The organism is Oceaniovalibus sp. ACAM 378 (assembly GCF_008085915.1).
Classification (GTDB): domain Bacteria; phylum Pseudomonadota; class Alphaproteobacteria; order Rhodobacterales; family Rhodobacteraceae; genus Oceaniglobus.
This window is the reverse complement of sequence record NZ_VSJK01000016.1, coordinates 64,942-83,747: the sequence shown is the minus strand read 5'-3', so window position 1 is coordinate 83,747 and position 18,806 is coordinate 64,942. Positions and strand designations below refer to the sequence as shown.

General features: G+C 57.5%; 15 protein-coding genes and 3 pseudogenes. 12 read left to right on the top strand and 6 right to left on the bottom strand.

All coding sequences use genetic code 11. The features are described 5' to 3' along the window. Positions 1 to 118 precede the first annotated feature (118 nt). From FQ320_RS19505 to FQ320_RS26905, 5 genes and pseudogenes are all read left to right on the top strand, one after another. A complete protein-coding gene (locus tag FQ320_RS19505) occupies positions 119 to 1,834 on the top strand; it encodes an alpha/beta hydrolase (protein WP_222861660.1) in 1,716 nt (571 codons plus the stop codon). 6 nt (positions 1,835 to 1,840) lie between these two features. Continuing rightward, positions 1,841 to 2,611, top strand: a complete 771-nt coding sequence (gene fabI / locus FQ320_RS19500; protein ID WP_148475002.1) for an enoyl-ACP reductase FabI — start codon at positions 1,841 to 1,843, stop codon at positions 2,609 to 2,611. Positions 2,612 to 2,648: 37 nt separating this feature from the next. Further along, complete coding sequence (locus FQ320_RS19495; protein ID WP_148475001.1) at positions 2,649 to 4,046, top strand: bifunctional enoyl-CoA hydratase/phosphate acetyltransferase; 1,398 nt, start codon at positions 2,649 to 2,651, stop codon at positions 4,044 to 4,046. Beyond that, positions 4,043 to 5,224, top strand: a complete 1,182-nt coding sequence (locus FQ320_RS19490; RefSeq protein ID WP_148475000.1) for an acetate/propionate family kinase — start codon at positions 4,043 to 4,045, stop codon at positions 5,222 to 5,224. Before FQ320_RS19495 ends, FQ320_RS19490 begins: the two co-directional genes overlap by 4 nt. 159 nt (positions 5,225 to 5,383) lie before the next feature. After that, positions 5,384 to 5,728, top strand: a pseudogene (locus tag FQ320_RS26905) (hypothetical protein); the annotation flags it as partial. On the opposite strand, the gene FQ320_RS19480 reads toward FQ320_RS26905, so the two are convergent. Next, positions 5,631 to 5,915, bottom strand: coding sequence for an Hsp20/alpha crystallin family protein (locus FQ320_RS19480; RefSeq protein ID WP_255509630.1), 285 nt, complete (start codon positions 5,913 to 5,915; stop codon positions 5,631 to 5,633). The pseudogene FQ320_RS26905 and the gene FQ320_RS19480 sit on opposite strands and share 98 nt — an antisense overlap. Before the next feature lie 87 nt (positions 5,916 to 6,002). On the opposite strand from FQ320_RS19480, the pseudogene FQ320_RS19475 reads away from it, so the two are divergent. The 7 genes and pseudogenes from FQ320_RS19475 to FQ320_RS19445 all read left to right on the top strand — a co-directional run. Further along, a pseudogene (locus FQ320_RS19475) lies at positions 6,003 to 6,329 on the top strand (transposase); the annotation flags it as partial. Positions 6,330 to 6,763: 434 nt separating this feature from the next. Continuing rightward, positions 6,764 to 8,041 carry a hypothetical protein gene (locus FQ320_RS19470; protein ID WP_222861656.1) on the top strand — a complete coding sequence of 426 codons (1,278 nt, stop codon included), beginning with the start codon at positions 6,764 to 6,766 and terminating at the stop codon, positions 8,039 to 8,041. A gap of 229 nt (positions 8,042 to 8,270) precedes the next feature. Then, on the top strand, positions 8,271 to 8,981 hold the full coding sequence (locus tag FQ320_RS19465) for an IS6 family transposase (protein ID WP_148474998.1): 711 nt from the start codon (positions 8,271 to 8,273) through the stop codon (positions 8,979 to 8,981). Between the two features lie 73 nt (positions 8,982 to 9,054). After that, positions 9,055 to 9,996, top strand: a complete 942-nt coding sequence (locus tag FQ320_RS19460; RefSeq protein ID WP_148474997.1) for an ABC transporter permease — start codon at positions 9,055 to 9,057, stop codon at positions 9,994 to 9,996. After that, positions 9,993 to 10,877, top strand: coding sequence for an ABC transporter permease (locus tag FQ320_RS19455; protein ID WP_255509623.1), 885 nt, complete (start codon positions 9,993 to 9,995; stop codon positions 10,875 to 10,877). The genes FQ320_RS19460 and FQ320_RS19455 overlap by 4 nt, the downstream gene beginning before the upstream one ends. 1 nt (position 10,878) lies before the next feature. Further along, entirely contained in the window at positions 10,879 to 11,898 is a 1,020-nt protein-coding gene (locus FQ320_RS19450) for an ABC transporter ATP-binding protein (protein WP_148474996.1), read from the top strand. Beyond that, the gene (locus FQ320_RS19445; protein WP_148474995.1) at positions 11,895 to 12,878 is read left to right on the top strand and encodes an ABC transporter ATP-binding protein; all 984 of its coding nucleotides are present in this window, start codon (positions 11,895 to 11,897) and stop codon (positions 12,876 to 12,878) included. The genes FQ320_RS19450 and FQ320_RS19445 overlap by 4 nt, the downstream gene beginning before the upstream one ends. A 47-nt stretch (positions 12,879 to 12,925) precedes the next feature. Here FQ320_RS19445 and FQ320_RS19440 read toward each other — a convergent pair whose 3' ends face one another. The 5 genes and pseudogenes from FQ320_RS19440 to FQ320_RS19425 all read right to left on the bottom strand — a co-directional run bounded on the left by FQ320_RS19440 (position 12,926) and on the right by FQ320_RS19425 (position 18,794). After that, on the bottom strand, positions 12,926 to 14,287 hold the full coding sequence (locus FQ320_RS19440) for an ABC transporter substrate-binding protein (protein WP_255509629.1): 1,362 nt from the start codon (positions 14,285 to 14,287) through the stop codon (positions 12,926 to 12,928). Between the two features lie 282 nt (positions 14,288 to 14,569). Continuing rightward, positions 14,570 to 15,235: a glutathione S-transferase family protein gene (locus FQ320_RS19435; RefSeq protein ID WP_187393981.1), complete on the bottom strand. Its 666-nt coding sequence runs from the start codon at positions 15,233 to 15,235 to the stop codon at positions 14,570 to 14,572. 520 nt (positions 15,236 to 15,755) lie between these two features. Next, a pseudogene (locus FQ320_RS26555) lies at positions 15,756 to 16,017 on the bottom strand (IS3 family transposase); the annotation flags it as partial. Between the two features lie 168 nt (positions 16,018 to 16,185). Further along, on the bottom strand, positions 16,186 to 17,061 hold the full coding sequence (locus FQ320_RS19430) for a DMT family transporter (protein ID WP_255509622.1): 876 nt from the start codon (positions 17,059 to 17,061) through the stop codon (positions 16,186 to 16,188). A 170-nt stretch (positions 17,062 to 17,231) separates the two neighbouring features. After that, positions 17,232 to 18,794, bottom strand: a complete 1,563-nt coding sequence (locus FQ320_RS19425; RefSeq protein ID WP_255509621.1) for a UxaA family hydrolase — start codon at positions 18,792 to 18,794, stop codon at positions 17,232 to 17,234. Between the last annotated feature and the right edge of the window lie 12 nt (positions 18,795 to 18,806).

Below are 18,806 nucleotides of genomic sequence, written 5' to 3'. Positions count from 1 at the left end.
TACGCTTCGCGACGAGCAGGCGTCGAAGGAGAAGGGCAGAAACCTGTCCTCGCACAGCAGCGCGGTACCGCCTGTTCGCGTTACGCAAACAGACCACCTTCCTCAGACTCATACCTCGATGGAGCAAGCGCTGGACAAGGGCCTGAAGGCGGCCCAGTCGAAATTTACCGGGGGACTGTCGCCGATTGCTCTGGCCGCAGCCTATGCGGATTGGGCGCTTCACCTGTCTGCAGCACCCGGGAAACAGATGGAATTGGCGGAAAAGGCGGCCAAGAAGGCTTGGAGTTTTGCCAATTATGCAACTGTTTGCTCAAAGAGCCCTGAGACGTCAGAAACCTGCATTACGCCGTTACCACAGGATCGACGGTTCAAGGGTGAAGCATGGCAAAAATGGCCCTTCAACGCGATGTCCCAAGCTTTCCTTTTGAACCAACAATGGTGGCACAACGCGACGACCGGCGTTGAAGGCGTCACGAGCCAACATGAGGACGAAGTGACGTTCGCAGCGCGTCAGGTGCTCGATGTCTTCTCACCGTCCAACTTTGCGCCGACCAATCCCGAGGTGCTCGCCAAAACCCTCAGCCAGGGGGGTATGAATTTTGTCCGTGGATGGCAGAACTTCATGGAGGACGTGTACCGCGTCAATGCCGGCAAGCGACCTGCGGGTTTGGACGCGTTTGAGCTGGGCAAGAACATGGCGACGTCGCCCGGCAAGGTGGTCTATCGCAACCACCTTATCGAATTGATCCAATACGCGCCGACAACAGATAAGGTCCACCCGGAACCCATTCTGATCGTTCCGGCATGGATCATGAAGTATTACATCCTTGATCTGAGCGAAAAAAACTCGCTGGTGCGGTACCTGACAGGCCAAGGTTTCACGGTATTCATGATTTCTTGGAAGAATCCCGATGCCGACGACCGTGATCTGGGCATGGACGACTATCTTTCTCTGGGCGTCATGGACGCGATTGAGGCCGTGGATGCCATCACCGAGGGGCAGAAAATTCACGCCGTGGGCTACTGTCTGGGGGGCACGCTTCTGTCGATTGCCGCGGCGGCCATGGCGCGTGACGATGACGACCGCCTAAAAAGCCTGGCATTTCTGGCGACCCAAACCGATTTCACCGAAGCCGGCGAATTGATGCTGTTTATCAATGACAGCCAGATCACATATCTGGAAGATATGATGTGGGACAAGGGGTATCTGGATACCAAACAGATGTCGGGCGCCTTTCAACTTCTACGATCAAACGATCTGATCTGGTCTCGGGTCATCCACGACTATCTGATGGGTGAACGCTCTGAGATGAATGACTTGATGGCATGGAATGCGGATGGCACGCGGATGCCCTACCGCATGCATTCGGAATATCTGCGTCGCCTGTTTCTGAAGAACGATCTGGCCGAAGGGCGTTACCGGGTCGAAGATGGCCCCATCGCGATCTCTGATATCCGTGTACCGGTCTTTTTGGTGGGCACCGAGCGCGATCATGTGGCCCCGTGGCATTCGGTCTACAAATTCAAACTGCTGTCGGATACCGACGTGACTTTCCTTTTGACCAGTGGCGGGCACAATGCCGGGATCATATCGGAGCCCGGCCACCCCAGACGCCACTACCGCGTCAGCACCAAGACCAAGGACGACACATATATCGACCCCGATCGCTGGTTTGCCGAGACGGACCCCGTCGATGGATCCTGGTGGCCAACCCTTGCCGAATGGTTGAACGAAAAGTCCGGCAAACCGGTTTCACCACCCTCGATGGGTGACAAAACCAAGGGCTTCGCACCTGTTTGCGACGCGCCCGGCACTTATGTCTTTCAGGAGTAAAGGGCGATGCTGGAAAATCTTTTGAAAGGCAAACGAGGGCTTGTTGTCGGGATCGCCAACGAGCATTCGATTGCCGCCGGATGCGCCATGGCGTTTCGCGCCGCAGGCGCAGAGTTGGCAGTGACCTATGCCAACGAAAGATCAAAGCCATTCATCGCGCCGGTGGTGGCCAAACTGGACGCGCCGCTGTTCCTGCCGCTGGACGTCGAGATAGACGGCCAGATGGAGGCGGTTTTCAAGGCGATCGAGCTTGAATGGGGTACACTCGATTTCATACTGCACTCCATCGCCTATTGCCCCAAAGACGACCTGCACGGCCCGGTTTCACAATGCTCTAAGGCCGGGTTCGCACAGGCGATGGACATCTCCGTACATTCTTTGATCCGGATGACACGCCTTGCGGTGCCATTGATGCCTGACGGCGGCAGCATCCTGACGATGAGCTATTATGGCGCGGAAAAGGTGGTTGATCACTACAACATCATGGGGCCGGTCAAATCCGCGCTGGAAGGCACCATGCGCTATCTGGCAGCCGAGTTGGGGCCGAAGCAGATCCGCGTCAACGTGATATCACCCGGGCCACTTCAGACGCGTGCAGGCTCTGGAATTGAGCACTTTGACGAGTTGCTCGATGCGGCGCGGCAACGCGCACCCGAACAAAGCCTCGTGAGCATCGACGACGTAGGGCAAATAGCCGTTGGTCTGGTCAGTGATCTGTCCGCCAAGGTGACAGGCAATACTGCGTTCGTAGACGGCGGATATCACGTGTTGGCCTAGGCCAGCCCAATTCCGATCACTCAAGCGAGACCGATCCATGCAATACATTGAAAACAAAACCTTCACGGAATTCAAAGTCGGTGACAGCGCCGAATTGAGCCGCACGCTCAAACCCGAAGACATTGAGTTGTTCGCGGCCATGTCGGGGGATGTGAATCCGGCCCATGTGGACGCGGACTATGCCAAGTCCGACATGTTCCATAAAATCATCGCCCATGGGATGTGGGGCGGTGCCCTTATCTCGGCGGTTCTGGGCACCGAATTGCCTGGGCCGGGCACGATCTATCTGGACCAGAGCCTCAGCTTTCGCCATGCCGTCGGACTGGGTGATACGGTCACCGTGCGCGTGACTGTCGCCGAGATGAAGCCCGAGCATAACCACGTGACGCTTGATTGTCTGTGCATCAACCAGCGCGGCGAAACGGTCATTAAGGGTCAGGCCCTGGTCGTGGCCCCCACCGAAAAGGTGCGCCGCCCCCGCACGGCCCTGCCCGAGGTGCATCTGCACAAGCGCGGCGCGCGGTTCGATGAGTTGATCAAGGCAACCGCGTCGCTTGCCCCCGTGGTCACAGCCGTCGTGCATCCTTGCGACGCCCTGTCGCTAGAGGGTGCGCTTGAGGCTGGTCTCAAGGGAATGATTGTCCCGATCCTTGTCGGTCCGAGGGCCAAGATCGAAGCAACGGCCGCGGAGATGAAACGCGATCTGTCCGGCATTGAAATTGTCGATGTGCCTCATAGTCATGCCGCCGCCGAACAGGCCGTCGCACTGGCACGTGCTGGCAAGGTTCACATGCTGATGAAAGGTAAACTGCACACGGACGAATTGTTGAGGCCCATCGTGAATAAGGAAACCGGCCTACGGACTGAACGTCGCATGAGCCATGTCTTTGCGCTGGACGTCCCGAACTATCTTAAACCTTTGCTGATCAGCGATGCCGCGATCAACATCTTTCCGGATCTGGCGACGAAACGCGATATCGTCCAGAACGCGATCGACCTCGCCCACGCTCTTGGCATTGATCTGCCCAAGGTGGCCCTGCTCTCGGCGGTCGAAACCGTGACCTCGAAAATCCCGTCCACGGTCGATGCAGCCGCCCTGTGCAAGATGGCCGGTCGCGGGCAAATCACCGGCGGCGTGCTGGACGGTCCGCTTGCTTTTGATAATGCCGTGTCAAAATCTGCCGCGGAGACCAAGGGCATTCAGTCAGATGTCGCGGGCGATGCAGACATCCTTATTGCGCCTGATCTGGAAGCTGGAAACATGATTGCCAAGCAGCTGATGTATCTCGCCGGCGCAGATGCTGCCGGCATCGTATTGGGCGCGCGCATCCCAATCGTGCTGACAAGCCGGGCCGATGGCCTTATGTCGCGTCTGGCCTCAGCCGCGATGGCGCAACTGTATGTCCATCATCATGCGATCGGCACTGAAGCATGAACGGAGTTGTTCTCACGCTCAACGCGGGATCGTCCAGCTTGAAGTTCGCGGTCTTTGACAGCGAGACGGCGTCAATGACCGCCAGGATCAGTGGCAAGATCACTGGCATTGGCGGAGAACCGTTTTTTGCGGCACGCGATGCCAATGGTCGTGCGCTCGACAAGGGCCTGCTCGAAACGCTCGATCCGTCGCTGGATCATGAGCAACTCATCGCGCTTTTGTTTCCGTGGCTCGAAGAGCATCACGGGGATCGACCGCTCTTGGCCGTCGGGCACCGCGTTGTGCATGGTGGGCAACGGTTTAACGAACCGACCCGGATATCCGACGAGGTACTGGCTGCATTGGAGGCATTTGTCCCACTTGCGCCGCTGCATCAGCCGCACAATCTTGCGGCGATCCGGGCCGTTTCAACATGGCAGCCCGATCTGCCCCAAATTGCCTGTTTCGACACCAGCTTTCACGCCGGCCAGCGTCAGCTTGCGAAACTGTTCGCGCTCCCCCGGGCTCTCAGCAATGAGGGGATCATCCGCTATGGGTTTCATGGTCTGTCTTACGAATACATCGCGAACATTTTACCCGATCATCTCGGTGAGCTTGCCACAGGACGCGTGATTGTCGCCCATCTTGGCAACGGTTCCAGCATGTGTGCGATAAAGAACCAGCAGAGCGTTGCGACAAGCACGGGGTTTACGGCGCTCGACGGGCTGATGATGGGCCGTCGCTGCGGTAATTTGGATCCCGGAGTTGTGCTCTATCTCATGCAGGTTAAAGGCATGACTGCCGACGCCGTCACGGACCTTCTTTATCGCCAATCTGGATTGCTGGGTGTCTCCGGAATCAGCAACAACATGCATGTCCTGCAACAGAGCGACGACCCGCACGCGCGGGAGGCCGTGCAATTGTACTGCTATCGCGCTGCAAGCGTTCTGGCGGGGCTCATTCCTGCCATCGGGGGCCTTGATGCCTTGGTGTTCACTGCGGGGATCGGTGAGAATTCGACAGTTGTACGAGCCGCGATCTGCGCACAACTCGAATGGCTTGGGATAGCTATCGATCCCGTTTCCAATGACATGAATGCAGTGAAAATCAGTGCTGCCGGGTCCGCCGTAGAGGTCTTGGTCCTGCCGACAAACGAAGAAGTCGTCGTTGCCTCCGCATGTCGGAAATTGGTCGCCTGAATTGTAGATGAACGCATGGAAATGGCGGGAACAAAATCAATTTTGCGGCAGCTGCCGTCACCGATGCCCGCGTCCCGGAACGGCAAGTGACCGAGCCAGAATAAATATGAGATCAAATGTTTGAACGCAGAACAAGCGCGACAATACTTGCCGAACAAGGTGCCGGAAGATTTGGGCACAGGTCCGGCGAATTGGTTTGCCCTATCGTTGACGGTCCTCGCGGCCTGTAGCGGTGTTGGTACGGCCCTGGCAGGTGTCGACCGTCGCCAAGAGTTGGCGCTGGCGTCACTCGACGCGGCCGGTCTGCACGCAGGGACCGCTCGCCTCGCCTATCTGTCAAGCTTGGTCGGGGCGTATATCGATGCCCGATACTATCAGGACAGACGGGAACTTACTCGGCAGTCCGTTACGGACAACCGTCGGATCTTGGAGATCGTAGAACGCGAGCGCAGCATCGGCACAGTCGCAGAGCTGGATGTCGCACAGGCAAAAGCGCAACTTGCCCATGTATCTGCCCAGCTGCCAACTGGCGGCCTTCATCCTCATTTTTCTCCTTAGATTCGGACTTCTTTTCGCCCTTTACAGTGATCCGGTTGCCAACCACCGACACATCGACATCCTCCTTGGTCAGTCCGGGAAGTTCTGCCGTGATACATACTTCCTTGTCTGTCTCGCTGACGTTCGAACGCACCGTAAAGTCCGCAGTGCGAGCCCAGAAACTGTGGTCTAAATCATTAAATAGAGAGTTCACCTAACCCACCGATTAGCCGTCGATGATCCCTCCCGGTTCACATCTTCCAAGAAGGTTGCACCTTGGGTTTGCATGACGCCATCATGCAAACCGTCCGGCGAACGCGACGTATCGGGCGGCATCACGAAGGCGGGCGATATCAACCTGCGCCGCGCGCTCTGTCATGCCGCGACTGTCATGATGCATCGCGTGCGTTCGACGTGGCTGAGAACCTGGGCAGCGCAGGTCGCCCGCCGCCGTGGTGGTAAACGCGCCATGGTTGCACTGGCAAGGCGTATCAGCGTCATCCTGCACCGGACGTGGGTTGATGATGTCGACTTTCGGTTAGACCTTACCGTACCCCATGCGGCCTGAAAAATTGCGTTCCCAGCCGTTAGCTGCCTAACCTCCGGCCTTCGAGGTCCCCCAGGGACGTGGTTCCGATGATGCCGTGCTCCGGACTGTTGCCGACCCACATCGAGCACACCTATGAGATGAGCACATCGCAATTGCATTGAACCAGCATCATGTTGGCGGCCAATCGCGCTGACCACGGATCGAAGCATGCACCCGAATGATCTCAGACGAAGGCGGCAGTGATAGCAGGATGGCCCAAACAGAACCCTCATCCAATCCGCAAACAGGCGGCCGGATACGCATGTCAAAAAGCGCTTGACTGAGACGTCCCCTTTGCCGAAGGCCAGACCCAATTTTAGCCACATACTTTCCAACAATTAAGGGAGTAGCTCAGTATCAAGGGCACCCTTGGAACCACAAAAGGTTTTGCCGCTCTACGGATTGTGCTACATATGAGCGATAATTTCGCATCCATGTACGAGACTTGGGAGGAATATTACGTGCGCTTTACCAGATATACCATATCCCTTTTCGCGTCCGTCATCGCCTGTGCCGCACTACTGAGTCATGCCGCCTTGCCGCAGGAGGAAGTGCCTCCGCCGGAGCAGACGACGCCCGTTTTCTCCTCCCACGACATCCCCCCAGACAAGCGGGTGGTCATGTCGCAGGAGACCGAGATTCTCGAAGGCGCCGATGCTGCGGGGGTGCCGAACTACCGGGTCGACCCGTTCTGGCCGAAGCCGCTGCCAAACAACTGGATCCTCGGACAGGTCTCCGGCGCCGATGTCAGCGACGACGACCACGTATGGTTCCTCCACCGCCCGAACTCGCTGAGTGACCGTGAGGTTGGCGTTACACAGGATCCACCCATCAACAAGTGCTGCTATCCGGCTCCGCCGGTCATCGAGTACGATCAGAATGGCAGCTTAGTCAACGCGTGGGGCGGCCCCGGCGAAGGGTACGACTGGTTCGAGAACGAGCACGGCATTCACGTCGATGACGAGGGCTTCGTCTGGATCGGCGGCAACGGGGAAAGCGACCACCATCTGCTCAAGTTCACCCGAGATGGCGAATTCGTCATGCAGATCGGCGAACCCGGAGCAAGCCAGGGTTCGAATGATACCGATAATCTCAACCGTCCCGCCGATTTCGACGTGGACGATAAGGCGAACGAGATCTACGTCGCGGATGGTTACGGCAACCGCCGAGTGATCGTCTTCGACACGGAGACTGGCGAATACAAGCGGCACTGGGGCGCCTACGGCGAGACTCCCGACGACGATGCCGCGCCGCTGGAGGATCCGCGTCAGGGCGAGGCCAGGCAGTTCGGCAGCCCCGTCCACTGCGTGCGTATCGCCGACGACGGGCAAATCCTCGTATGCGACCGCGTGAACAACCGTTATCAGGTGTTCGAGAAGGACGGCACGTTCGTCGAGGAAGCGTATTGCGAACGCGACACCTTACTCAGCGGATCAGTCTCAGATCTTGTCCTGTCTCAGGACCCGGACCAGCATTTTGTTATCATGGTTGATGGTTCGAACAACGAAATGCGGATTGCCGACCGCGCTGAGTCAAAGACGCTTGCTCGCGTGGGACGTCCAGGACGTCAGGCTGGCCAGTTTCACGTCGTACATGACATCGCGATTGACTCCAACGGCAACGTCTACACCACGGAAGTCAATACCGGACAGCGCATACAGAAGTTTGAGCTGATCAAGGCAGCGAACTGATGGTAATGGCATGGCATGAGTTCGCCCCCGCCATGTACAGATCAGAGCCTGATTTGAAAAAATTGAGTAATTTCGATAAGTTGTGATTTGGTTCGGATGCGAAGCTGAACGTAGACCCCTATGGCTTGGATTGTTGAAGGTCACTCAAAACTGACCCGGTAGCGGCCAGAATTGTCACCGAGGGTATTGCCAAGTTGTTGGACGCCTCTGATCTGGGTATGGAGAGCTGATGAACATTCCAACTCACATGCCGCGTCTGAAGGGCTTCCGTTATCCTTGTGAGATCATTGGGTACGCTGTCTGGGCCTACCATCGTTTAGCTCTGAGTACGGCTGATGTTGAAGACCTGTTGGCTGCGCGGGGCGTGATAGTCAGCCGGGAAGCCACTCGTCTTTGGGCCAATCGCTTTGGTCGGTATTTCGCTGATTGCATCCGGCGTGACCGACCACGGCCGAACGACAAGTGGCACCTGGACGAAGTCGTGATTACGATCCGCAGCAAGCAGCACTGGCTCTGGCGCGCAATCGACGCAAATGGAGACGCCCTCGTTCTCATCGTCCAAACTCGCCGAAACGCCAAGGCAGCAAAGCGGTTTTTCAGAAGACTGGTTGCCAAGTTGGGCGAACCGAGGGTCGTCATCACCGACAAATTGCGCAGCTACCTCAACCCGATTAAAACAGTAGCCCCGGACGCTGACCACCGTGTCCACAAGGGTCTAAACAACGCAATCGAAGTATCGCACCGGCCGACCCGAAAACGAGAGACGATATTTGGCCGATTCAAATCCCACCGGCAGGCTCAAAGGTTTCTGTCTGCACATGACCAGATCAACCAGATCTTCCGCCCGCACCGCTACCAACTTTCAGCAGCCTCATACCGCCACGCCCGCTCCGATGCTTTCAGCCTCTGGGCCAACTACACCGCCGAAATGGCGGCATAATCCAGCCTTTGCCAACCCTTCACAGTCTGGAGCAATCAACTTGGCCAGACCCGATATAAGGATCAATTGAGGGATGTTAATGTATGCCTTGCGCCGAGTGTTAGCTATTATTCCAGTGATAGTCGTCGTGGCACTGGTTGTCTTCTCCTTGCTCTATTTTAGTCCGGGAGATCCCGCACTTGTTCTAGCAGGCGAGTCTGCAACGCCTGCGGAAATCGAACGTATCCGTGGGGCGCTTGGTCTGGATCGGCCGTATTTGGTGCGGCTGACCGAATGGTCATTTGGCGTTCTTAAAGGCGATTTTGGTCAATCCATGTTCTTCGGCCGATCTGTCGCAGAGCTGATGCTGCAGCGCGCTATGCCGACTCTTTGGCTTTCGCTTTTAGCGATGGTCTTTGCGCTCGCCCTCGCATTGCCGCTCGGGATCATTGCGGCATGGCAGGCCGGACGCGCCCCCGACAGGGTGGCGATGGGCTTTGCCGTTTTGGGTTATTCAATGCCGGTTTTTGTGTTGGGATATTTGCTGATCTTCTGTTTCTCGGTCTGGCTCGGCTGGCTCCCTGTGCAGGGATACAAACCACCATCAGATGGGCTCTGGCCGTTTTTGAGCCATCTTATCCTCCCCGCCTTAACGCTAGGTGTGGTTTACGCGGCGCTTATCGCGCGCATTACCCGCTCGGCCATGCTCGAGGTTTTGCAGCAGGATTACATGCGCACCGCGCGCGCCAAGGGGCTGGGCCTGTGGTCGATGCTGCTGGGGCACGCCTTGAAAAATGCCGCGATACCGATCATGACGATCGTCGGGATCGGCTTTGGTTCGGTTATTAGCGGCGTAGTTGTCACCGAAACCGTGTTCAACATTCCTGGTATTGGGCGGCTGACCGTTGATGCAATCTTGCGGCGCGATTATCCTGTTATTCAGGGCGTAGTACTGGTTCTGTCGGGCGTCTATGTGCTCATAAACCTGTTGGTTGATCTGAGTTATGGGCTTTTTGATCCGAGGGTAAAATATTGAACGCCACTGTTGCCTCGACCACTGTTGCCTCTACCACGGGATCGGCCCCCGACGGCCTGAGCCTGCGCGACGTCTTGCGCCACCCGACGATTATGATCGGGGGCAGTATCATGCTGATTATGATCGCGGCGGCTCTACTTGCGCCTTGGCTCGGTACAGTTGATCCGCAATCGCTTTCGGGCGCGCGACGGCTTAAACCACCTAGCACGGATATATGGTTCGGCGGCGATATGGTCGGACGGGATGTCTACAGCCGCACGATTTATGGCGCCCGGATTTCGCTGATGGTCGGCTTGTCGGTTGCCGCTATTTCGATCACGATCGGTCTGACCATCGGCCTGCTGGCAGGTTTCGTGCGCTGGGTTGATGCCATCGTGATGCGTGTGATGGATGGGTTGATGGCGATACCGTCTATTCTTTTGGCAGTGGCGCTGATCGCACTCACCGGCGCAAGCGTGGCAAATGTGATTTTGGCGATCACCCTGTCTGAAGTGCCGCGCGTCTCACGCTTGGTGCGCAGCACGGTGCTGTCATTGAAAGAGCGCCCCTTCGTCGAGGCGGCGATTGTGGTTGGCACGCCGTTTCCCGCCCTTCTTTGGCGCCATATTTTGCCCAACACTCTCGCGCCGCTTTTGGTGCAGGGCAGCTATATTTTCGCAGCGGCGGTGCTGACCGAGGCTGCGCTGAGCTTCATCGGGGCCGGCACGCCGCCAGAGGTGCCAAGCTGGGGCAATATGATCTCGGATGGGCGGCTGGTGTTCCAGATCGCCCCGCATCTGGTGATCTTCCCCGGTGTGGCACTGGCGCTGACCGTGCTTGCCGTTAACATGATCGGTGACGGGCTGCGCGATGTCCTTGATCCAAATTTCCGGGCGCGCTGATATGGCATTGTTAGAAATCGAAACCCTCTCCACCGCGTTCACCAGCCGCCAAGGCGAGGTTTTGGCCGTTGACCGGCTCTCGTTACAGGTCGAGCGTGGCGAAACACTCGCCATTGTCGGCGAATCCGGGTGCGGCAAAAGCGTAACGGCGCTGTCAACGATGCGTCTCTTGCCCGAACCCCACGGACGGATAACGGGAGGGCATATCCGCTTTGAAGGGCGTGATTTGGCGGGCCTCAGCGAAGCGGATATGCGCAAAGTGCGCGGCCGTGACATCGCGATGATTTTCCAAGAGCCGATGACCAGCCTGAATCCCGCGCTCACCATTCAGCGCCAGATCGGTGAGACGGTGCGCCTACATATGAAGCTGAACAAATCCGATGTTCGCGCCCGGTCGTTGGAAATGCTGGAGCTTGTGCAATTCCCCGAGGCAGAGCGGCGGTTGACGCAATATCCGCATGAGCTGTCGGGCGGTATGCGGCAACGGGTGATGATCGCAATCGCGCTGGCATGCGATCCGAAACTGTTGATCGCGGATGAGCCGACAACGGCACTAGACGTCACAATCCAAGCACAAATTTTGGAGATTTTGCGGGATCTATCGGCGCGTCTTGGAATGGCGACGCTGCTGATCACGCATGACCTGGGCGTTGTGGCAGAGATGGCGGCGCGCGTGGTGGTGATGTATGCGGGCCGGATGGTCGAGCAAGGTGCGGTGGCCGACGTGCTTCGCCATCCTCGACATCCCTACACGGTTGGCTTGTTGGCGGCCGTGCCGAAGCTTGGATCAAGCCTGAATGAAGGGCCGCGCCAATCGCTTGCGGAAATTCCAGGAACTGTGCCGCTGGTTCGTTCGGCGCAAACCTCCTGCGCTTTCGCGCCCCGCTGCCCGTTGGCCGTGGACCAATGCCGGCGCGAATTGCCTCCAGCGGTTGAGGTTGGCCCTAGCCATGTCAGCGCGTGCTGGCGGACCAAAGACGTGCCCGCGATGGCTGCAAAGCTGCGGGAAGGTGCGCTATGACATTGCTGCAAATCCAAGATCTGAAAAAGCATTTTCCGGTTCGGCGTAGCGCCATGGAATGGCTGAAGCGCGCCCCCGCACAATCCGTGCATGCGGTGGACGGGATCAGTTTAGATATCGCGGCGGGTGAGACACTGGGCCTTGTCGGCGAATCCGGTTGCGGGAAATCCACCGTCGGGCGCAGTATTGTGCGGCTTGAGGATGCCACGGCGGGCACCATTAATTTGAACGGCGCGCCCATCACCACCCTGAGCCGCGGCGCGTTTCGCAGCCTTCGCAAAGATGTGCAGTTTGTCTTCCAAGACCCGTTTGCCTCGCTGAATCCACGGATGACGGTCGCGCAAGCCGTGGGCGAGCCGTTACTGAATTTCGGCATGACGGATCCGGTGGAGCGGCGCGCGCGGGTCGCCGAGTTGATTGAACGCGTTGGTCTGCGCCCCGATCAAATTGACCGTTTCCCGCATGAGTTTTCCGGTGGTCAGCGCCAGCGCATCGGCATTGCGCGCGCGCTTGGTCTGAACCCGAAACTGATCGTTTTGGACGAGCCGGTATCGGCGCTTGACGTTTCGGTGCAGGCTCAGGTGATCAACCTTTTGATCCGGTTGCAGCAGGAATTTGGCATCGCCTATCTGTTTATCGCGCATGATTTGGCGGTGGTTGAACATATCAGCGATCGCGTCGCCGTGATGTATTTGGGAAAGATCGTCGAAATCGCGGAAAAGCGTAGCCTGTTCGCGCGGCCTCGCCATCCCTATACGCAAGCGTTGCTGTCAGCTGTGCCAGTCGCAGATACGGACGTGCGCCGCGATAAAATTATCCTGAAGGGCGATTTGCCCAGCCCGATCAATCCGCCTTCGGGCTGTCGGTTCCGCACGCGATGCCCCATCGTCCAGTCGATTTGCGCCAAGGAAGAACCGCCATTGCGGCCTGTATCTGCGGCTGTCGGCACGCATAGCACTGCCTGCCACTTCGCAGAGTAAGCGCGTAACGAATTGGGCCGCCCTCGATAGGAGGCCGGCCCAAAAGATTATTCCGATTTAGCGATGTTCCAGAGGATCATCGTGCCGGGCATTCCCAGAACGCCGCTGAGCTTTGGCGAATGTGCGACAGGCACGAACCACTGACCGAACGGGACGTAGGGCACCACATCGTTGTACGCCATGACCTGAATTTCGTCAGCAAGCGTCTGGCGCGCCTCGGGCGTCGCGGCATCGGGGAACTTATTGATCAGGGCCTGCATCTCGTCATTGCAGGGCCAACCCGGCCAAGCATCGTCACAGCTCGCCTGCAGCGGCGTGTTGCCGACGGGATCAGAAATCAACAGTCCCGGCCAATAGGTTAGGCCGATATGCCAGCCACCCTCGGAAGGGACAGCGCGGCTTGCACGGCGAGCCGACATCGCTGCATAATCGAGTGTCTGCAATTCAACATTGACGCCAATCGACCGCAGTTCTTCCGCGAGAACCAGCGTTGAGGAGTTCATCGTTTGCACATCGGTCGGATGCAAGATGACGATCGTCTCGCCGTTGTAACCAGCCTCGGCAAAGAGCGCCTTGGCCTTTTCTTTGTCCTTGCCAAAATCGGCTTCAACGCCTGCATCGCTGCCCAGTGGCGCGCCGCACACAAAGAACGCGCTACAGGTTTCGTAAAGCTCTGGATCGCTGAACATCGTCGTCAAAAATTCGTTCTGATCTACGAGATAAAGCAACGCGCGCCGCGCACGAATATCATCGAATGGCGGATGAATGTGGTTCATCCGGACCATCCCCTGCGAGCCGAGTTTATCGGTGCGGCGGATTTCCATCCCTGCGGCGCGCAAAATCGGCAAGAAGTCGGTGCCGGGAGATTCAAGATAATCGACCTCTCCATTTTGGAGTGCGAGGATCGCCGATTGCTGATCGCGGATGTTCAACCATTCGACGCGGTCAACATTGACCACCTTGCCGCCGCTGGCGCCGTTTGCGGGCTCATCGCGCGGGACATAATTCTCATTGCGCTTGTAAACGACCTTCGAGCCAGGCACCCATTCATCGGCTACAAATTCAAACGGGCCGGACCCGATCACTTCCGTCACCGCGACATCCACCGGTGTCTCGGCCAGACGCTTGGGCATGATAACCGCCAAGCTGCCGCTGGGTTTGGACAAGGCATACAGCATCAGGCCGTAAGGTTTGGTCAGGGTCCAGACGATTGTCTTGTCGTCGCTGGCCGCCAACGTGGCAGTCCGGCTCCAGATTTGGCGGCCGAAGCTATCTTTTGCCGCCCAGCGGGTCATCGAGGCAACCACATCCTCCGCCGTGACCGGCGCGCCGTCATGGAAGGCCAATCCATCGCGCAGAACGAATGTCCAAGTCAGCCCGTCTTCAGATTCGGTCCAGGTATCGACCATTTGCGGCTTCGGGTCTTGATCCTCATCGCGCGCGAACAGCACATCGTAGACCATTGTCGCATGGCGTTGCACGATGCCCACGGTGGTCACAATAGGGTCCAGCGATTGCAAATCGGCATAAGGTACAACCCGCAGCACGCGGTTCTCCGGCACAGCCGTCTGCGCCGAGGCGGGCGCCGACAGCATCAAACAGGCAAGTACCGCGCCAGCAAACCCACATTTCAGCGTTCTCAATGGGGTCATCTCATCATCCTTATTGTTGCAGTTTTTTGAGGGCACGGATCAGTCTTGTAAAACCGCACCCTCAGGTTTTGACATGCCGATAACCACGGCGGGACGGCTTGCGACACGGTCGTGCCAGCGAGCCAGATGTGGAAAATCTTGTAGCTTGAGCGTCGCCCAATTCGAACGGGAAATCCACGGAAAAGCGGCAATGTCCGCGATGGAATACGCGCCGCCCAAATATTGCACCTCGGATAGGCGTTTTTCCAAGACGATATAGGCTCGCCGCACCAATCCAACACTATGCGCGCGCGCTTCTTCGGGCTTGGACGGCGCGAGGTCCGTCCAGTGATGCGCCTGTCCCATCGCGGGGCCAAGCCCAGTCAGCGCCACCATCAGCCATGCTAGCGTTTCGCTGAGTGCCTGTCCGGTTTCAGGCAAAAAACGCCCGTGCCGTTGCGCAAAATCCAGAAGAATTGCACCGGATTCGAACAACACGCGTTCACCTGAAGCATCATTCCAAGACACAATCGGAACTTTGCCATAGGGATTGCGGGCTACAACGTCGGGGGCATGTTGCTCTCCGCGTCGGATATTTATTGGCACCACCGCGTAATCTAAACCAAGCTCCTCAAATAAAATTGAGATGCGGTTTGAATTCGGGGTGGCCCAGAGCCATGCCTTTAGGTCCCGTTCTTGTTGCAAAAAATCTTCCGATGCTTTCATTCCGTTTGGCCGCAATCTACTCGAAACCGCGATCGTGTTTGAGAAATATTTCTCTGGTATGGCTCGCTTGCTCGCCGATGGACGTGTCTGAGACCCAACATTTTTCGCTTTCGAATCCATGGTGGATTGTAGCAATGGTCTAAGCCGCAGCAAGTCACATGATGCTTGGCCTTTGCTTTATTATAGGGGCCTGCGTTGTCTGGCGGCTGAGCGGCCCAGTTGCATGTTGCGAAGCATCGACCGCGCTTGGATAGGTGTTGACGCCTGGTTCCAAGCCAACTGCGAAAAGCTTGTCAGTGCCCCACACGACGGCAGCACTGTGCCATTTGAACAGACGACTACCGTGAGGATCGGTCAGATAGCCTTTTCGCCGCGCCTCGTGGAATAGCGCAGCGTCGTCCGCGATGCCGGGTCGCTGCCGTTGATCCTGGGTGACACCATTGAAACCTTCGACGCCACGCGCGCAAGGGCGGACCTACAACTTTGCGCCGAGATTGGGGCGAACGGACAAGCAATACCTCGGCTGAAACCGATAGCAGGTCCCGCTGATGTTGAACGTCCGGCACGCAAACCGGATACTGGCGGATTTGTATTGCACGGCCCATTGGGCGATCTCTTTGCGCCGAGACGGCCTTACCACTTTTTTCCAGGGGCTCCTTCAGCAGATCGTTTTGCATGCTCTTCTCGCCGTAAATTTTCTTTAGACGCTTGTTCTCTTCATCCAGCGCTTTCATCCGCGAGATCAGCGACGCATCCATCCCGCCATACTTCGCCCGCCATTTAATGGGATGTATGTCTATCCCGCCTTCGGTAACGCTGCGGGTGTGACGCAGCAGAACGATGCAGAGGCCATCTGCACCGCGCTGATGCTTCGATTCAGATCAAATGCAAAGCGCTTTGGGCGAAGCGATAGCATATTCGAATGTTGCGCAGCATCTTTCAATAAGAACTTAAGTCCGCGGATAGCGCGCACTCGACGCCATTATTAGCGTTGCGGAAAAGATGACGGCGGCGCCTGCCCACGAATTCCAGTCGACGGTTTGGCCAAATATCAGATAAGCTAGGACGGCGACAAGCGGCAGGCGCAAAAATTCTATCGGGGCCAGGAGCGAAGCCTCCGCAAGCGAAAAGGCGTAAGTGACGAGCGCCATGCTGATCGCCCCCAACACACCCTGCACGGTCAGCAGAAACCATTGCTCAGCGGTCGGCATCGACCAAAAGAAGAAAGCGGGGATGGCGGCGATTGGCGCCGTTACTGCAAGGTTCCAGACAACCAGCGTCTGAGCAGAGTCGCGGCCCACCATCGGTTTCAGAAGCAACTGTATAACCGCCGCAAGAAACGAGCCGAGGAGCGCGAACAGCAACCCAACCGGCAAAGTCGAGTTTTGGCCGGGTTTCAGGACCAGAAGTACACCGAAAAAGCCGATGATAGCCGCAATGATCCGGATTTTGCGAGGCTGTTCGGAAAGAAACACCCATGCGCCGATGGTGACAAAGATCGGAGCCGTGAAGGCAATGGCGGTCACGTCGGCCAAGGGAGCGCGGGCGAAGGCCGCGAAAAATGCAACGAGAGAGGCCAGCTTCAACGTTGCACGCACAACATGACGGATGCTGTAATTGGATCGAAGGACGCTGGGGCGAATCCAGATCAAGGGCAGTACGATCAGGAGGCCGAAAAGCGATCGGGTGAAGCCAATGACGAATGGATGAACGTCTGGCGACACTGCGCGCACGATCACAGCGTCGATCGCCGACGTCGCGGCAACGATCACCATAAGTGCGACGCCGGTGAAGGCTGACCTGTTGGTTGTGGAAACCGGATTCACCTTGCCCCCAGAAGCATCTGTTCCGATTGATCCCAATCGGCTTTTTTCGTCGAAAGGTTATTGCGAGGCTAACCTATGGTTCGATGGAATAGTGCTTTTTGGTGCCGGGGGAAGGTTGCCGAATGTGTGTTGCAGCCAGACGGCATTGTCGTGGACCGCGCCTATTTCTCTCATATAACGGGGCCTATCGTCCAAGGCGCGAATTCGTCATCACCAAAATCCAACGCTTCACTCTTCGACCGCTCGCCGCCCGCCACGGCCAGCAGCGTCTCAAAGATTCGGGCGCCACATTGTTCTATGGTCTCGATTCCATCAAGGATCGTGCCGCAGTTGATATCCATGTCTTCCAACATGTGCTGGTACATAAGTGTATTCGTGGCCAGCTTGACCGTCGGCGCAGGTTTGGAGCCAAAGACGCTTCCCCGTCCGGTTGTAAAGGCCACAAGGTTGGCCCCGCCTGCGATCTGGCCAGTCACTTGGACCGGATCGTAGCCCGGCGCATCCATGAAGATCAGACCCGCCCTCGACGGCTTCTCGGCATATTCAATCACTTCGGCAAGGCGCGTCCCGCCGCCCTTAGCCAACGCCCCCAGCGATTTTTCAAGGATGGTGGTCAGCCCCCCCGCTTTGTTGCCGGGTGATGGGTTGGCGTCCAACGAAACGCCGTGCAGATCAGCATAGTCGCGCCACCATTGAATCCGTTCCACCAATTTTTCGCCGACGTCCCGGGTCGTGGCGCGGCGGGTCAAGAGATGTTCAGCGCCCCAGGTCTCGGGAGTTTCCGATAAGATCACTGTGCCGCCCTGCTGCACGATCAGATCGCTCGCTTTGCCGAGGGCGGGGTTCGCCGAGATTCCTGAATACCCGTCGGAGCCACCGCAAATCAATGCCAGTTTCAAGGCTGAGGCCGGAACCGGGGTCCGCTGGATTGCATTCGCTTCGTCCAGCACGCTTTTGACAAAATCGATCCCACTTTCAACAGTCTTTCGGGTCCCGCCATTATTCTGGATCGTCATCCGGCGGACGGCCTCATTGCCTTTCAGGATGCCACTGATCTGGTTCACTTCGCAGCCGAGTCCGATCACGATCACATGGCTGATGTTAGGATGGGTCGCATACCCCTCGATCACACGCCGCAGGATCCGCAATGGTCCTTCGGCAGACATGCCGCAGCCGGTTTTGTGGGTCAATGCAACGACACCATCCACGTTCGGGTACTCCGCCAACGGGTCATGTTCCGAAAAAGGGTCTTTTTCAAATTGGCGGGCAATCGCACGGGCCACGCGAGCCGAGCAGTTCACCGTGGTCAGGATACCGATGTAGTTTCTGGTCCCGACGTCACCGTTCGGGCGTACATAACCCATGAATTCACGGTCGCATTGCGGCTTTGTCAGGGGGGTCTGCGAGGTTGCGTAGGCATATTCGCGTTCTAGTGAACCAATCGCCAAGTTATGGCTGTGGACATGTCCGCCCCGAAGAATGTCTTGCGTTGTGCTCCCGATGACTTCGCCGTAGCGCAGGACATGGCCCCCCTTGGGCATGGCTTCCAATGCGATCTTGTGGCCTGCGGGGATCCGGTCCTGTGCGATTAGCCCTTGCCCGAGGTCGGTTTGAGCAGAAATTGATACCCGCGCAATCGCCACACTGTCGTTGGGATGAAGGCGAATGAGTGGAGATGTGCCTTGCTGAATGGTGGGGGCGTCATTTTGCATGTGTGGTTCCTCAACGGTCATTGACCAAGCGGG

Excerpts from the sequence above, each read along its gene's own strand:
- FQ320_RS19505 (WP_222861660.1), top strand. The coding sequence starts at position 119 with ATGGAGCAAGCGCTGGACAAGGGCCTGAAGGCGGCCCAGTCGAAATTT.
- FQ320_RS19465 (WP_148474998.1), top strand. The coding sequence starts at position 8,271 with ATGAACATTCCAACTCACATGCCGCGTCTGAAGGGCTTCCGTTATCCT.
- FQ320_RS19470 (WP_222861656.1), top strand. The coding sequence starts at position 6,764 with ATGAGCGATAATTTCGCATCCATGTACGAGACTTGGGAGGAATATTAC.
- FQ320_RS19490 (WP_148475000.1), top strand. The coding sequence starts at position 4,043 with ATGAACGGAGTTGTTCTCACGCTCAACGCGGGATCGTCCAGCTTGAAG.
- FQ320_RS19435 (WP_187393981.1), bottom strand. The coding sequence starts at position 15,235 with ATGAAAGCATCGGAAGATTTTTTGCAACAAGAACGGGACCTAAAGGCA.
- FQ320_RS19440 (WP_255509629.1), bottom strand. The coding sequence starts at position 14,287 with ATGGTCGATACCTGGACCGAATCTGAAGACGGGCTGACTTGGACATTC.
- FQ320_RS19460 (WP_148474997.1), top strand. The coding sequence starts at position 9,055 with ATGTTAATGTATGCCTTGCGCCGAGTGTTAGCTATTATTCCAGTGATA.
- FQ320_RS19445 (WP_148474995.1), top strand. The coding sequence starts at position 11,895 with ATGACATTGCTGCAAATCCAAGATCTGAAAAAGCATTTTCCGGTTCGG.
- fabI (WP_148475002.1), top strand. The coding sequence starts at position 1,841 with ATGCTGGAAAATCTTTTGAAAGGCAAACGAGGGCTTGTTGTCGGGATC.
- FQ320_RS19425 (WP_255509621.1), bottom strand. The coding sequence starts at position 18,794 with ATGACCGTTGAGGAACCACACATGCAAAATGACGCCCCCACCATTCAG.
- FQ320_RS19495 (WP_148475001.1), top strand. The coding sequence starts at position 2,649 with ATGCAATACATTGAAAACAAAACCTTCACGGAATTCAAAGTCGGTGAC.
- FQ320_RS19450 (WP_148474996.1), top strand. The coding sequence starts at position 10,879 with ATGGCATTGTTAGAAATCGAAACCCTCTCCACCGCGTTCACCAGCCGC.